We start from the raw sequence: 15,173 nt of genomic DNA, 5'->3' as shown, positions 1-15,173 counted from the left end.
AGTCAAGCCCAGGCATATTCCGAGTCAATCACTCATATTGATTTTGCTGGCCCTCTGTCGCTCGCCGCTCTATAATTCCAACTGATAAGAGGAAAGAGCCATCAGGCTCCTGGTTCGAGCGGCTTATGACGAGGGCAGGCGTATGAAAACAGCCGGATGCATCGTGGCCTTGGCCGGCATGGTCCTATTCCTTATCAGCATCGTCTTCCTCGGCACCTCCGTATTCGGACTCTTCCGGCAGGAAATCGTCTATCGCGCGCCGCTCGTCCTCGGCGAGCCCATGACCACGCCGCATCTCCGCATCGATCCGGGCAGTCCGGCCCGCCTGGGCGTGGTGTTCGAGTTGACCAGTTCCTCCATTCAGGAGGAGGAGCATTTCGGCCAGACCCGCTATGTGCCGCGGTACGAGTTTCCGGTCGACTATACGATAAGGAACGACCAGGGCGACCTGATCGCCTCCGAAAGCACCGTCGCCTCGTGGCAGGGGGAGGGAACCCGCGTCGTGCGCGAGGCGCATTCCGAGCGGTCGTCCAGCCGGACCCTCGTCGAGCACCTGTTTCCGCCGTTCGATGCGCCGGCAGGGGGGGTGATCCTGGTTCAGGTCATGATCGGCCGCGACGCCACCTACACGGCTGAGGTCCACAAGGCGGAACTGAAGGTCTACGATGACGTCTCGAGTCTTCAGCCGGTTTTGACCAGCGGCGTGGCCATCGTCTGTATCGCGCCCGTTCTCGTTGTCGTCGGAATCATCCTGTTTATCGTCGGGCTTTTTCCGCGGGTTCGCCCGGTGTCCGTTTAGACGGACTTGCCGGTCGGCCCGATTTCATTGGGCTGGACGGCGAATCTGCTTGAAGCGTCCATATCCGCGGCTTATACTTCCTGAGTTTCCGATCCGCCTCGGCGGGCGTGGCGCAATCCACAACCATCGTCGTTGCAGTAAGGCCAAGCGCAGATAGCAGGAACGTGAGCAAATCAGTAGCCATCCTGGGATCGACCGGTTCGATCGGCCGCCGCGCACTCGACGTGCTGCGGGCGCTGGGCCCGGAGTGGTCGGTGGCTGGGCTGTCCGCCGGTGAGAACTGGCAGGAACTGGCCCGTCAGGCCCGTGCGTTTCGTCCGCCGGTGGTGGCCGTTGTCGCACCGGAGGCCTATCCGCCGCTGAAGGAGGCCCTTGCCGACCTGCCGATCCGCGTCGTGGCTGGGCAGGAGGGGGTTCTGGAGGTTGCGGGCGCGACGGGCGCCCAGATCGTTTTGTGCGCCATCGTCGGCGCGGCCAGCATCGAACCGGCGTTTGCCGTCGTGCGGGCCGGCAAGGACCTGGCCCTGGCCAGCAAGGAGGCCCTGGTGGTCGGCGGGCAACTGCTGCTGGCTGAGGCGAAACGGACGGGTGCCCGCATTCTACCGGTGGACAGCGAACACAGCGCGGTCTTTCAGGCGATGCAGGCCGGGCGGGAATCCGACGTGGCCAGCATCATGCTGACCGCCAGCGGCGGCCCGTTTCGGCGGTGGTCGGCTGATGACATTCGCAACGCCACCGTCGAGCAGGCCCTGAACCATCCGACCTGGTCGATGGGCAGGAAGATCACCATCGACTCGGCGTCCATGATGAACAAGGGTCTGGAGATTATCGAGGCACACTACCTGTTCGGATTGTCCGCCGACCGGATCGGCGTGGTGATCCATCCGGAGGCGATCGTCCACTCGCTGGTCGAGTTCCGCGACGGTTCGATGATCGCCCAACTCTCGAATCCGGACATGGCCCTGCCCATCCAGTACGCGTTGACGTGGCCGCAGCGAACCGCGTGCATCGCGCCGCGTCTGCGCCTCTGCGAGGTCGCCATGCTGACGTTTCACGAACCCGATCGGGCCAAGTTCCCAGCCCTCGACCTGGCCTACCAAGCCGCGCGACTGGGCGGATCGGCGCCCGCGGTGCTCAACGCCGCCAACGAACAGGCGGTTGGATATTTCATCGAGGGACGAATATCATTTGGTCAGATTGTGGAGTTGACCGGCACGGTGCTCTCCGGGCACCGGCACCAACCCGAACCCACTCTGCCCGAGCTCTTCGAGATCGATGCCTGGGCGAGAAATGAGGTGACTCGATGCTTGAATCGTTGATCGTGGGCCAGGAGCAGATGGCCCTGTGGGCCCTAAAGTCGGCGTGGCACATCTTCCTGGTGCTGGTCGGGTTCTGCCTGGTGATTTTCGTCCACGAACTGGGTCACTTCATCATGGCCCGTCTGGTCGGCATTCGCGTCGAGGCGTTCGCCATCGGGTTCGGGCCCAAGGTGGCGGGTTTCAAGCGGGGGGCCACCGAGTATTCCATCCGCGCCATTCCCTTCGGCGGGTTCGTCAAGATGCTCGGCCAGGAGGACACCGCCCTCGACCAGGAGCGTCTCTACGAGACCAAAGCCGATCCCGAGTCCTTTCTGGCCAAGAGCGTGGGCCAACGGGCCCTGGTGGTCAGCGGCGGCGTCATCATGAACGTCATCTTCGCCGCGGTCGCCTTCATGGTCGTCTTCATGCACGGCCTGGAGCGCGACGCGCCGGTGGCCGGCGAAGTCATCTCCGGCACGCCCGCCGCCAAGGCGGGAATCCAGCCGGGCGACAAGTTCGTTCGGATCGGCGGCGACCGGGTCATGCACTTCGGCGAGGTCAAGGTCGCCATCATGTTCCACCGGCCCGGCCAGCCCATCGACGTTGAACTGCGGCGGGACGGGCAGACCATCCAGACCCAGGTCGTTCCCGAGCAGATGAACCCCGATCTGAAGGAACCGATGATCGGCATCGCCCAGGCCCGCTCCACCAGAATCCTCTACGCCGGCCTCTCGCAGCAGGGCGAGCATCAGTTGAAGGCCGACGACGTGATCGTCCGCGTGGACTCCGTCGAGCCCGAGCTCTTCTGGCAGGTCGAGCAGGCCCTGGTCGAGGCCAGAGGCAAGCCGGTCGAACTGACCGTCGAACGGCACGTGAACGGCGAGACCAAGACCCTGACCGTCCGCAAGCGGGCGCACCTGGTGATCGGTCCCGCCCGGATGCCCGTGACTCAGGAGGAATTCGCCGAGGCGGCCCGCGAGGAGGCCATTGTGGGCCTTCAACCGCGGACCAAGTTCCTGGCCCTGTTCGATCACGACCCCAACAATCCCGATCCCGACCGTGTTCAGCCGCTCGACGTGGTGGTCCAGGTGGCCAATATCGCCAACCCGACCAAGGCCGAACTGCTCGACTACTTCGCTGAGAATCGCGGCGAGACCGTTCAGGTGCAGGTGCTTCGCGGCGAAGAGCGCAAGACGGCCGCCTTCGACGTCCCTCGCAAGAAGCCCCAGTTCGAGGTTCTGGAACAGCAGTTGGGCGTCGATGACGAGCACCCGATTGTGGCTGACACCCTCGCTGGCACTCCGGCGGCGGGCCTGAACCTGCCGCGCGGAGCCCGCATCGTCTCGTGCAACGGCAACGCGGTGAGCGACTGGTTCGACGTGATCGGCTGCCTGCGGGAGAACGCCGGCCAGACCGTACCGCTTGTTTTCCAGCTCGGCGACCGGGAGCTGAGCGGCGAACTGGCGGTGCCGGCCCAGGAGCAGTGGATTCACCGGATCGGCTACACCACCGACATGATCGGCTATCCGATGGAGACGCTGATCAAGGCGTCGAATCCCTTCGAGGGCGTCGTTCTCGGCGTCCGCTACACCTGGTACTTCATCAAGCTGGTCTACGTCACCATTCAGCGGATCGCCATCGACCAGACGGTCGACGCCCGCAACGTCGGCGGACCGGTGTTCATCATTCACGCGGGCAAGACCGTGGCGGAGGCGGGGCTCTACAAGCTGCTCTACTTTTTCGCCCTGATCTCGGCCAACCTGGCGGTGGTCAACTTCCTGCCCATTCCCATCACCGACGGCGGGATCATGCTGCTGCTGGCGTACGAGAAGATCCGCGGCAAGCCGCTGCCGCCGAAGTACGCGGCGATCTGGCAGGCCGCCGGGTTGATCTTCTTTATCCTGTTGTTCATCCTGTTGACCTACAACGACATCCGCCGGATCATCACCGGCGAATGATCGCGGGCCGACGGTTGGGGAGGTTCCGATGGAGCGAAAGGACATACTGAACTGGCCCAACCGCCTGAGCATGCTCAGGATCGTCCTGATCGCTCCGTTCGTCTGGTGCCTGATCAACCTTCAGGATCCGGAGTGGGGCCTGTGGGCCCGCCGCGGCGCCCTGATCGTTTTCGCCCTGATGTCGCTGACCGACGGCATCGACGGCTTTCTGGCCCGGCGTTTCAACCAGCAGACAGAGCTTGGCCGGTTCATGGACCCGGTGGCCGACAAGTTGCTGGTCACCTGCGCGATGATCCTGCTCGGCATCGACTACACGGCGGTGCCGCACTTCAAGATACCCAACTGGGTGGTCATCTGCGCGATCGGCAAGGACCTGTTCGTCGTCCTCGGTTTCGTCATCCTGTTCCTGGTCACCCGCCACATCTTCATCCGTCCCGGCTGGGCGGGCAAGATCTGCACGCTATCGCAGATGATCCTGGTGGTGGTGACCCTGCTTGGTCCAGACCTGCTCCATCTGACCCCGATGGGACCGACGTCCGTTGCGGCCCTGTTGTGGTTCCTGTGGGTCGCCAGTGCGATTCTGGCCATGTTGACCTGCTGGCAGTACTTCCGTCGCGGCGTCGTCTTCGCGCACAGTTCCGAAGAGGAGCAGGCGCGGCTGGCCAGCTACTGATCCGACTCTCTTGCCCGTATCCGAATTCTGTTGCCAGTGTGGCTCGACCCGGTGTAGAATCCCATTAAGCTGGGGGGTGGTCCCCGAATTCATGACGGGAGGACATCATGGAATCAAGGCCGGGCGATCGTGGGAACGTACTGATTCTGATCGGATTTCTGATCTGTCTTGTCGGCCTCGGTGGCTGCGCGTCCAATCGGTTGCTGACCGTTGATGATCGCCTTTGCCGGCCGGGCGACCGCGTCACCCTCACCGGCAAGCTCGAATGGCCCGCGTTTCTCGTCTGGAACAAAGGGCTGGAGGACCGCGATCTGGACTTCTTCTTTGACGGCACGGCGATCGGCCGCGACGACACCGACGAGGAAGGCTACGCCAGCGTCAAGCACCGGGTCGAAGAGTCCGGCGTCTATCCTTTTCGTGTGGTCTACACGGAGGACGGCCGGCACTTTGCGACTTGTGCCGAGGTCTACGTCTGGCCGAAGGACGCCCCGATCATGATCGTGGACATCGACGACACCCTCGCCAGAACGCAACAACTTCAGCTTTTCGGCTCGCACCCCGACCGCTCCGATCCGATTCCCGGCGCCCAGCCGGTTGTGGAAGAACTGGCCAAGCATTTCCGGATCGTCTATCTGACCGCCCGTCCGCGGGAGATTGTGGTCAAGACGCGAGCGTGGCTCGACCGGCACGGCTTTCCCCGCGGCCCGGTGCTCACCTGGGACGTCGATCAGCATGAATGGTCGCTCTCGGGATACAAACGCCGGGAGATCGACCGTCTTCAGGAGGATTTCAGCAACATCCGGATCGGGATCGGCAACAGCGAGGAGGACCACGAGGCTTATCGCAAGCGCAAGCTCTTCACCATCCTGATCGACAAGGAGATGACGCCGGGCTTGATCTGGCGCGGCGTCGTGCTGCCTGACTGGTCCGCCATCCAGAGCTTCCTCAACTCCAACCCGCAGCTCTACGGCGAGGATTTCGACTACGACGACCCGGTGACCTTTCCTCAAGACCTGCTCGAAAAGCCCGGCCGCCGCTAGTCCTCGCTGTCGTCGAACAGGAGCGCCTCCTCCCGGTCCTGCGGCCTGAGCTGCTCCAATAACCGCTCGGCCCGGGCCAGCGCCTCCTGGTTCTCATACACGCCCGCCTCCACCGACATTTCCAGGTAGCGGACCGCCGTCTTGCAGTGAACCGCCGCCCGGCGCTGGCTGTCCGGCTTGTCCTGCACAGCCAGTTTTTCCGCCATGTCGAGGTACGCCGGGCCCAGCATGGCCTTGCAGCTCTCGCGGGCCTTGGGGTGGATTCTCATGATGTACTCGTAAATCCGCAGCCCCTGCCGCCAGAGCGAGATGGCCTCCTCCAGCCGCCCACGGGCTTCGAGTTCCTTCGACCGCCGCCACAGGCACGCGGCGTGCCGGTCCAGGGCCTTGGCCTTTCCGCGGAGCTTGCGGGCCACGTCCAGGTCCACCACCGTCGCGGCCCGGCTGTCCGTCAGGTTGACCACCTGGTCGATCTGGGGATCAGAGTCACTGGATGCATTCTTCCTGGCGGCGGCCTTCGAGGTTGTCGAGGCGCCATCGCCGGTCGAACCGGTGGAGGCGAAGGCGGTTTCGACGAATCCGCCCCGGATGCGGTTCTTCCGTCTGGCTCTTATCAGGTAGCCCAGCAGAAAGCCCAGCGTCAATCCGATTCCTGCTCCCAAAGCGGCCAACATCATTGACGGACCCTCCGCTCCCATGACACCGCCCGCGCGGAACCACGGGCATCTATCTCTTCTTCGGCGAAAAACGGGGACGGGTTCGCTAACTTCCGCCGCTGGTTCGCGGCCGCCGATTGAATATCGGACCTTCGCGCGCGTCGACCATCGACAGCGGACGGACCCGACGGTACAATGCCCGCTTCGTCTGATGACCCTGGTGCAGGTGCGGCGGATGGCTGAGCTTAACGTGACGACCCGAAGCAACTCCCTTGCCGGGCTCCTCTTTGGCGCCGGAGCGATCGTGCTGTGGTCGCTCTCGGCCTCGGTGGTGCGGGTCGGCAGCGAGGCCCTCGGGCCGTGGCAGTTTCTGGCCGGCTCGTGCCTGCTCGGCGGGTGCTACCAGATGGTATTCCGGCGGACCTGCGACGGCCACTTCCGCAACGCGGTCGGCCTGCCCGCCCGCCTCTGGCTGTTGACCATCTTCGGCTTTGTGCTGTACGGAATCGCCTACCCGCTGGCTGTGGCCCTGGCCGCCAGCCGCGAGCAGGCGTGCGGCGTGAACCTTGTCAATTACCTCTGGCCCACCCTCACCGTCGTTCTCGGCGTTCTCCTGGTGCCGGGAACCAACTTCAGCGGATTGTTGGCGGTTGCCTTGGCCTGCGTTCTGGCTGGAACCGTTTTGGCCAATCGCGAAGGGGCCGGCGCTCTTTTCACCACGGAGCGGATGAGCTTCGCCGCTTTGCTGCCGTATCTGCTGGCCCTCCTTGCCGCCATTCTGTGGTCTGGATATTCGGCGCTGCTGGCCCGGTGGCGCGACTGGGCGGGCCGATACAATACCAGCGGCATGGGGTTGCTGGGCGTTGGGTTGATTGCCGGCGTCGTCTGTCTGTTCCATGACGCCGACGCCGGTCCGATCGGTTTTCGCGGCATCGGCGTGCTGGTTCTGGCTGGATTGGGGCCGTGGGGCAACGGCTATCTGCTGTGGGAGCTGGCCCTTTCGCGGGCCAACGTCAAGACCCTCGGCCTCATGGCCGCCGTCACGCCGATCCTCTCGACCCTCTGGCTGTGCCTGTTCCTCTGGTTCGTGCCGGGATGGGACCTGATCGCCGGCGCTGTGCTGGTGACCGCCGCCGTCTTCCTGAGCCTCCGATCGCAGTGACGTCACGGCATCTCGTCGTGGGCCCGCTTGCCCTGCAGGAATTCCTTGAACGTGTCCGAGAGGTGCCGCAACGGCGTCGCCCGGATCGTCGGATCGTCCAGCGTCCCGGTCACCTGCACCTCGGTCAGATCGCGCCTTGCCCGTCGCACCAGGTCGGCCAGCACGGGAATCCTGGTCAGATCGGACTCGTTCGAGGCGATCAGGCTGAGCCGCAGGCGATCGTTCGAAAGGTTCATCGTCCCGTAGCCGAACATCGAGAGCGTCTGTCCCGTCAGTTCCACCCGCCGAACGATCATGCGGTGCTGCTCCACCGCGAACTCCACCGCCAGATCATGGAAGCTCGCCAGGTTCGGCGGTTCCTGGCGGATGCTCTTGTAGACCTCGCCCAGCAGTGGAACCTTCAGCGCCTCAGCCGCCGCCACCTGCACGTTGCCTCCGGCTTCGCGAACGTATCTGGCCCCCAGCGTGCCCAGCATGTACACCTCGCCCCGCATCCGCCCCTTGATCGGGCCCGACGAACCGTTGTCGATGGTCAGCACCTTTTCGACCGGCAGATTGTCCAGCGTCAATTGCACGCCGTAGCGCGTCTCGTCGGGCAACAGCGTCAGCCGCGCCAGCCCGGAGACCTCGCCCAGGCCCACCCATCCGTGCAGGTCCTCGATCTGCAACTCCGGCTTGTCCTGCGGTTTGATCATCCGGCACGAGATGTCGCTGACGGCGCGGTCCTTCCAGTTAAAGCGGCTTAGCTCAGCCTCCCCGTCCATGCTGAAAAGCCCTCGCGACCTGTCCCAGCCGATCCGGCCGCGATAGCTCAGGTTCACCGGATCGACGGCCAGCGACTCCAACGCCGCACCGACGAAATCCAACCGTCCCTTCAACTCCCATTTCTGCCGCGAGAGGTCCTCCAGCGACGCGGCCACCGCCACCTCATCCAACTGGCCGCTTGCCTTGCCTCCCGGCTGCCACTCCAGCATGGAGGCCATCTTGCCAACTCCCGCCGACCGCAGCAGCTCTCTGCTGATGGGCAGGTCCGCCAGGCCAAGCTGCAGATTGCACCGCAGTTCCTTTTCCTCGGCGGCGACCCGGCCCGTGCAGCGGACTTCGCCGCCGTCGTCCGTCCGGCCGACCACCTCCGATAGCTCCACCTGTCCCGGTGCAAAGACTGCCCGTCCGCCCTGTCCGCTGATCCGCGGCAACTCACCATACTGAATGGACGTTCCGGCCAGATCGACTCCCAGCCGCCACGTCCAGGGATCCTGGCCCTGGCGCGACAGTTCCGCCTTGACGCGAATTCTTCCCTCCGGCCTCAAATCTCGCCAGATCGTCTGAAGCCGCTCGTCCATCGCCGCGTACAGATCCGAATCCACCGGCACGTTGTCCGCGTCTATCGTCAGTTCGATTCCCTGATCCTGCCCGCCCAAGGCCAGCCGGCCCTGCGCCTCGACCGTCTGTTCGCCCTCACGGGCGAAGACCCCGTCGATCCGCACCTGCTCCGGCTCGATCGTCAGCCGCCCGCGCAGGTTCTTCACCGGGTACGGAAAGTCCTTGTAGCAGACTCCGCCTTCCTTCAGTTCGCAGGTGAATTGATATTCAAGCGGCTGGCCCGGCATCGCCTCAATCGACCCGTTCAGGTCGCCTCGTCCGGTCAGTCGGCAGTCGTCGATGATCCGGCCCGCCGATTCGGGAAGGGCGGCGATCAGGTCCCGATCCACGGTCACGTCCCTGGCCCGCACCTCCAGCCGGACCTCCGGGCGCGGCGAGTTCAGCCCGTCAACTTGGCCGTCCAGCGTCACTGTCGCCGGCCCGTGCCGGCCACGGACTTTCTGGAGCTTCAGCACGTCCGTCTCGACCGCCAGGACTCCGGCCAACTCCGTCAGCGGGTACTTGAACGCCTCGTAGCACGCCGAACCGTCGATAAAGTCCGCTTCGATCGTCCGCGACCATTTCTGATCCGGGCCGGCCGGCCGGACCAGGTGCACCTTCATCCGCACGCCGCCGCTCGGTTGGAACATGTCCCAGATCTTCCGGTGTCGCGGCGAGAGGGCGCGGTAGAGTCTTTCGTCCACCTCGACCCGTGGGCTGGAGATCTGCAGATCGACCTGCGCGTGCTTCGACGGTTCGGAGATCGTCCCCTTCATGGTGAACGGACCGCCGCTGGCCAGTCCCGTCAGGCCGTTGATGACGAAGCCGCCGTCCACCAGCAGCACCTGCCCGTGAAGGTCGTCCGCCCGATAGGGAAACTTGCGGTACTCGGCGCTGAGCCCGCGCGGCGCGATCTTGCCCACCAGCCCGATCGCTCCGTCCGCGCCGGCCGCCTTGGTGATCGTCAGTTCCAGGTCCACTTTGCCGCGCGGGCGGAAATCGTTGAAGAAGTTCCTCAGCTTGCGCGGGAAGTACTCCTCGATCATCGCGTGATCGTTGGGATCGGTATAGTCCGGACACTCGAGCCCCTCGGCCTTGATGTGCAGCTCGAATTCACCCTCCTGGAGGTTCACGTAGTTTCCGCGATACCTGCCCGAGACCTCGCACGGCGCACCGTTGAGCCGGCCCACCAGCTTGCCGATCCGGACCCCGTCCTCGTCGAAGGTGATCTTGCCGCTGATCCCGGTAAGGTCCGCGAACCACTTGTGGTCCGGCTGCTCCAGTTCCTTGGCCGAAAGGGGGATCCGGCTCCGCGCATCTTCCAGGATCATCACCACCTTGCCGGATTGGCGGTTGGCGTAGCTGATCTGCGAGATCCCGATCCGGCCCGCCAGGGCGAAGCGCCGGCACCATTCCTGGTACGGCTGAGGGATCGCCAACTCCACGTTCTGCCAGTCCACCAGGGCCATCGCCCCCGAGATCACCTGTCCGGATCGCGGATCAAAGTCCAGGCTCACCCGCGGGCCGCGGGCCTCCGCCGTCCACGTCTCGACCGCCACGTGGTACAGGTCATCGCCGGGAATCGCGTCCGCCGTGAAATTCACCCGCCCGTGCAACAGCCGCTTGCCCTTGACGATCTCGGTGAGGGTCACCTGCCCGTCCGCCAGCGACATCTGCGGACCGACTTTGAACCGGAAGGGGCGTTTGCCTTCCCGCTCGCGGCCGACGAACAGCAGTTGCCAGTTCCACAGGTCCCGGTCCACGTCCCGCGTCAGGTGAAATCGCGGCTCCTGGACCGCCACGTCATCGATCCTGAACTTGAGCTTCAGCAGGCGGCTTCGGTCGAACCGGATGACCAGGCGTTTGGCGGTCAACAGGACCGCGTCTTCCGACGAAAACGCCTCCCCGCGTTCCAGCTTCTCCGGCGGCACGCGGACTTCCACGTCGTGAAACACCAGCGACTGCGGGAAATCCACTTCGGCCCGCCTGGTCTGAAGCTCCGCCCCCAGCAGGCGTTCCAGAGCGCCGGCCGCCGCCGCGGCGATCCGCGCTTCGGAGAAATGGTAGCGAACCGAGACGATAATCCCCGCCCCACCGATCACCGCCACCAGCAGCGCAGCCGCCAGCACCAGTGGCCGGTTCTTCCGCTTTTTTGCTGGCCGCTGCGTCACCTACTATGGCTCGCTACTGCAAATCCATCCGATCACTGTACTTCACAAGCTCAACACATATTGTATCTTGAATCTGCATAATCCGCCAAAGCTGGCTTCTGGGAAAGTCGTTGAAGAGCATCGAGAAGGCGATCGAGGGCCGGCCCTCCCGATCCAGGATGTAACCGCTCAGCCCGCTCACTCCGGAAATGTAGCCGGTCTTGGCCACCACCCGTCCCGCCGCCGAACCGCCCCGCATCCGACGTCGAAGCGTGCCGTCCTTGCCCGCTACGGGGAGACTGTCAATGTACTTTTGTGACCACGGCTGATCGGCCGCATACTTCAACACGTCGACCAAGACGTTGGCGGTGACGCGATTCTCCTTGCTGAGCCCCGATCCGTCACAAAGCAGAATTCCTGAAATATCAGTGTCTGCCTGTCCTCGCAGGAACTCCTCGATGGCCAGGCGCCCGGTGTTCCACGAACCGACCGGAAACGGGGCCAGTTTCCGCGAGAACTCGTAGCCCAGCCGTTTGAAGAGGCACTCGGCGAACATATTCTGGCTGCGCTTGTTGGTTCGTTCGACTAGTTCCGAGAGCCTGCGGCTGCGATGCTCGATCAGGTTCGAGAAGCCTTCGGGCGGATCGCCGCTGCCCTGGCGGACTGAAGTGAGCTCGATCGGTCCGTCGATGCCCACGCCGTTGGCGGCCAGCCGCTCCCGCAGCAGTTCGCCCACGAACCGCACGGGCTGTTCGATCGGCACGTACGCCGGGCCGCCCGGGCGGCTGCCCAGCGTCACCTTCACCATCAGTTCCCACCCTTGGCCCGGCCAGTAGGCGTCGATGATCGTGTTCGTCTGGCCTTTGGCAACAAACGCCGGCTTGGCCGCGACGAACCGGTTTTCCGGAACGATCTCCAGCCATCCCCGGCCGCCCTCGCCCGGTCCGGCCCGGACGTCCAGGCAGTTGTCGTTGATGTTCAGCCCCGCCACCGGGGCGGCGTACCACTTGCGGTACTGATCCTTCGGCCAGTGCGGATGGCGAAGCTCGTCGTCGAAGATCGAGGCGTCGACGATCAGCTTGCCGGGTATCTTGCCCACCCCGTGCTTGACCAGATGCCGGCCCAGCAGGTCGAACTCGTCGGCCAGCGACAGATCGCCCTCCAGGTCCGCGTCACCGGTGCTCGGATCGCCCGATCCGATGACGACCAGATCCTGGCCGCGCAGGCCGATCGGGGTGGTGAACTGGAAGTCCGGCCCCAGCACGCCCATTGCCGCCGCCGTCGTGATGACCTTCATGTTGCTCGCCGGGGCCAGCGGCGTCGCCGCTCCGGACTCGTAGATCACCCGGCCGCTGCCGGCGGCCACGATCTTGATTCCCACCGCCGCCTTCTGGCTTCGCGCCTTCGCCAGTTCCGCCTCGATCGCTCCGACCGGCGACTGTCCTCGCACCGGCACCCACAGCAATACCGCGGCCAGAAGAAAGAACCCGCGACTTCCCTGTCTATATCGCCGTCTGGTCATCCCTAACTCTCGGTTGAATGTGCATGCCTCTATGAGTATTATTAACCGCTACGCCAACCAGGGCACAAGGTTTTTTGGGGAGAACCGCCATGATGGTGCGAACTCCGGTTGTCGCCGGTCAATTCTATCCCGGTTCCCGGACCATGGCCTCCAGCGAACTTGATGAGTGCCTCGCCGTCGAAATCGGGCCCGGACAGCTCGAGGGCCGCGTGGTCGGCGGGGTCGTTCCTCACGCTGGATGGGTCTGTTCCGGCAAGGTCGCCGCCCGCACCTTCAAGGCCATCCACGCCACGCGTCCCGAAGTCGCCACCTTCGTCCTCTTCGGCGCCGTCCACCGCCACGGCGTCCACCAGGGCGCTTTGTTCGCCCGTGGGGCCTGGGAGAGCCCGCTCGGGCAGATCAAGATCGACGAGCGCCTCGCCGAACGGATTCTGGCCAACACCAACCTGGTCCAGGATGAGCCCTACGCCCATGAGGAGGAGCACAGCATCGAGGTCCAGGTTCCCTTCATCCAGCGGCTCTTTCCTGAGGCCAGAATCGTGCCGCTGATGGTTCCCCCCAACGGCCACGCCCCCTCGATCGGGGCCATTGTCGCCCAGGTCATCCGCAACTACGGCGTCGACGCCGTCTGCGTCGGCTCCAGCGACCTGACCCACTACGGGCCGAGCTACGGCTTCGTTCCCAAGGGCCGCGGCGCCGAAGGTATTCGCTGGGCCAAAGAGGTCAACGACCGCCGGCTTCTGGACGCGATTGAAAAGCTCGATCCGGAGGGCGTGATTGAGGCTGCGGTGACCTGCCAGTCCGCCTGCGGAGCCGGCGCCATTGCCGCTGCGATCGCTGCCGCCCGCGAATCCGGGGCCGTCGCCGCCAGAGTTCTTGAACACACCAACAGCGCCGAGACCCTCGCCGGCCGTTACGGCGGCGGCATGTCCGACGCCGTCGGCTACGCGTCGGTTGTTTTTCTCGCCAACGAATGATCCGAACGGAGCGTCATGCAGACCATCGCAGTCCTGAACCCCAAAGGCGGAACCGGCAAGACCACCTGCGCCGTCAATCTGGCGGCCGCTCTTTTGACGCTGAGCAAGAAGGTTCTTCTGATCGATCTGGACCCGCAGGCCCAACTCACCCGTTCGCTGGGGCTGGCGGCCGACCGCAACGTCCGTACGGTCGGCGATCTGCTCAACACCGCCGCCAGTCCCGTTGAGTGCATCATCCACCGCGACGGTCTGTGCGTGATCCCCGCCCGCCCCGATCTTGCCGCCGTTGAGATCGCTCTTGCCGGCCAGAAGCGAAATGCCGCAAATGCCCTGGCCTCGGCCCTGGGAAACGGGCGGTTGAGTTACGATTTCACCCTGATCGATACGCCGCCGAGTCTCGGCCTGCTCACCGTCAACGCCCTCGCCGCCGCCGATCGGGTGCTGGTGCCGGTCAACATGGAACCGATGGCCCTGCCCGGAGTCGAGCGAGCCCTTGCCGCGGTCGAGGAATACGGTCAATCCGCCAACGCCGCCCTGGCCGTTGCGGGCATCATCGGCAATCGCCTGAGCCGCAAGCGGCGTCTCAACGGGGTTGTCGCCCAGCGACTCAAGGACGCTTACGGCGAACTCGTCCTCGAGCCGATCATCCACGACAACGTCGCGGTCGCCGAGGCGCCGGAGCACGGCAGGACCGTCTTCGAGCATGCCCCCGATTCTCCGGGCGCCGCGGACTTCCTCGCCCTGGCCGCGCTGATCGCTTCATCGTGAGCGCAAGGCGGACGCGGCTCCGCGGGGAGTCGCGTCCGGAGGAGTACGGGCTAACCCGTCGTTCGCAGTCGCACCGAGAATTCAGTCTATCCGAGTCGGCGTCGAATGGCGCTGACCGCGCCGAAGCCGCCCATGCCCAGCACCACCGCGCCGGGCGCCGGCACCTGGGCCGTCTCGATCGTCAGTCTCACGCCGTCGTTGTAGAAGTGGCAGTCCGGGTCGATTCCGATGGCGAAGTTCCCGTCCTGGCTGTAGCTGCTCAGGGCCGAGAGCTGATCGGTCGTCAGGTAGTGCACCAGGTCCTGCGGCGGCCAGCTTGGAATGTTGTAGTACGTCACCAGCGACACGCCCTGGCCCGCGAACGCGTCCGCGGGATACTCCCAGTCCGCGTATTGCCGCACGCCGCCCGGGCCGGACGACAGCAGACGCGAGTACAGCACGTTCGCCTCGTACGTCCAGTTGCGGATGTTGTCGAACAGCAGTGACGCGCCGGAGATGTACTCGCCATCCGGGACCGTCCAGTTGATCGTCCACTTGTAGTAGTACTCATGCGGCAGATCCGCGAGGTCCGGATCGCTCGGCGAGAAGTGGTATACGCCCGCCTGGGCGGAAGATGCCACGATCGCCGCCCCCAACAGAACCAACACGCTTCGCTTTTTCATATCCCGCTCCTTTCCCATCCTAGTGCCGTTTCCATAAACTCACTATCGTTTTTCCCGAGCGTGTTGATTTCGATACGTGACGTAGCGTTGCAGGGCTCGGCGAAGTTCGTCGTGGCCGTGGTAGTCGGTGTTTTCGAGCACAAAGC

At 64.6% G+C, this 15,173-nt stretch carries 12 protein-coding genes; 8 read left to right on the top strand and 4 right to left on the bottom strand.

The window, feature by feature from the left end:
* Positions 1-142: 142 nt before the first annotated feature.
* The 5 genes from GXY33_05905 to GXY33_05885 all read left to right on the top strand — a co-directional run bounded on the left by GXY33_05905 (position 143) and on the right by GXY33_05885 (position 5,768).
* Positions 143-799: a hypothetical protein gene (locus GXY33_05905; GenBank protein NLX04658.1), complete on the top strand. Its 657-nt coding sequence runs from the start codon at positions 143-145 to the stop codon at positions 797-799.
* Positions 800-963: 164 nt separating this feature from the next.
* Entirely contained in the window at positions 964-2,118 is a 1,155-nt protein-coding gene (locus tag GXY33_05900; GenBank protein ID NLX04657.1) for a 1-deoxy-D-xylulose-5-phosphate reductoisomerase, read from the top strand.
* Complete coding sequence (gene rseP / locus GXY33_05895; GenBank protein NLX04656.1) at positions 2,103-4,055, top strand: RIP metalloprotease RseP; 1,953 nt, start codon at positions 2,103-2,105, stop codon at positions 4,053-4,055. Before GXY33_05900 ends, rseP begins: the two co-directional genes overlap by 16 nt.
* A gap of 28 nt (positions 4,056-4,083) precedes the next feature.
* Positions 4,084-4,728 carry a CDP-alcohol phosphatidyltransferase family protein gene (locus GXY33_05890; GenBank protein NLX04655.1) on the top strand — a complete coding sequence of 215 codons (645 nt, stop codon included), beginning with the start codon at positions 4,084-4,086 and terminating at the stop codon, positions 4,726-4,728.
* A gap of 107 nt (positions 4,729-4,835) precedes the next feature.
* Positions 4,836-5,768, top strand: a complete 933-nt coding sequence (locus GXY33_05885; GenBank protein NLX04654.1) for a hypothetical protein — start codon at positions 4,836-4,838, stop codon at positions 5,766-5,768.
* Here the strand turns inward: GXY33_05885 and GXY33_05880 are convergent.
* Positions 5,765-6,445: a hypothetical protein gene (locus tag GXY33_05880; GenBank protein NLX04653.1), complete on the bottom strand. Its 681-nt coding sequence runs from the start codon at positions 6,443-6,445 to the stop codon at positions 5,765-5,767. The two genes, GXY33_05885 and GXY33_05880, sit on opposite strands and share 4 nt — an antisense overlap.
* Positions 6,446-6,659: 214 nt before the next feature.
* Between GXY33_05880 and GXY33_05875 the strand changes: the two genes are divergently transcribed.
* Positions 6,660-7,586: an EamA family transporter gene (locus tag GXY33_05875; protein ID NLX04652.1), complete on the top strand. Its 927-nt coding sequence runs from the start codon at positions 6,660-6,662 to the stop codon at positions 7,584-7,586.
* Between the two features lie 2 nt (positions 7,587-7,588).
* Here the strand turns inward: GXY33_05875 and GXY33_05870 are convergent, their stop codons facing one another.
* Together GXY33_05870 and dacB are read right to left on the bottom strand one after the other, a co-directional pair.
* The gene (locus GXY33_05870; GenBank protein NLX04651.1) at positions 7,589-11,119 is read right to left on the bottom strand and encodes a hypothetical protein; all 3,531 of its coding nucleotides are present in this window, start codon (positions 11,117-11,119) and stop codon (positions 7,589-7,591) included.
* A 13-nt stretch (positions 11,120-11,132) separates the two neighbouring features.
* Entirely contained in the window at positions 11,133-12,620 is a 1,488-nt protein-coding gene (dacB, locus tag GXY33_05865; GenBank protein NLX04650.1) for a D-alanyl-D-alanine carboxypeptidase/D-alanyl-D-alanine-endopeptidase, read from the bottom strand.
* 89 nt (positions 12,621-12,709) lie between these two features.
* Between dacB and amrB the strand changes: the two genes are divergently transcribed.
* Both amrB and GXY33_05855 read left to right on the top strand, forming a co-directional pair.
* Positions 12,710-13,597 (top strand): AmmeMemoRadiSam system protein B, encoded by an 888-nt coding sequence (gene amrB / locus GXY33_05860; GenBank protein NLX04649.1) that lies wholly within the window; start codon positions 12,710-12,712, stop codon positions 13,595-13,597.
* 15 nt (positions 13,598-13,612) lie between these two features.
* The gene (locus tag GXY33_05855; GenBank protein NLX04648.1) at positions 13,613-14,365 is read left to right on the top strand and encodes a ParA family protein; all 753 of its coding nucleotides are present in this window, start codon (positions 13,613-13,615) and stop codon (positions 14,363-14,365) included.
* Positions 14,366-14,451: 86 nt separating this feature from the next.
* Here the strand turns inward: GXY33_05855 and GXY33_05850 are convergent, their stop codons facing one another.
* Positions 14,452-15,027 (bottom strand): hypothetical protein, encoded by a 576-nt coding sequence (locus GXY33_05850; protein NLX04647.1) that lies wholly within the window; start codon positions 15,025-15,027, stop codon positions 14,452-14,454.
* Positions 15,028-15,173: the final 146 nt, after the last annotated feature.

The organism is Phycisphaerae bacterium, from assembly GCA_012729815.1.
Lineage (GTDB): Bacteria > Planctomycetota > Phycisphaerae > JAAYCJ01 > JAAYCJ01 > JAAYCJ01.
The sequence above is the reverse complement of the archived record's forward strand: the minus strand, read 5'-3'. Positions and strand labels throughout refer to the sequence as shown.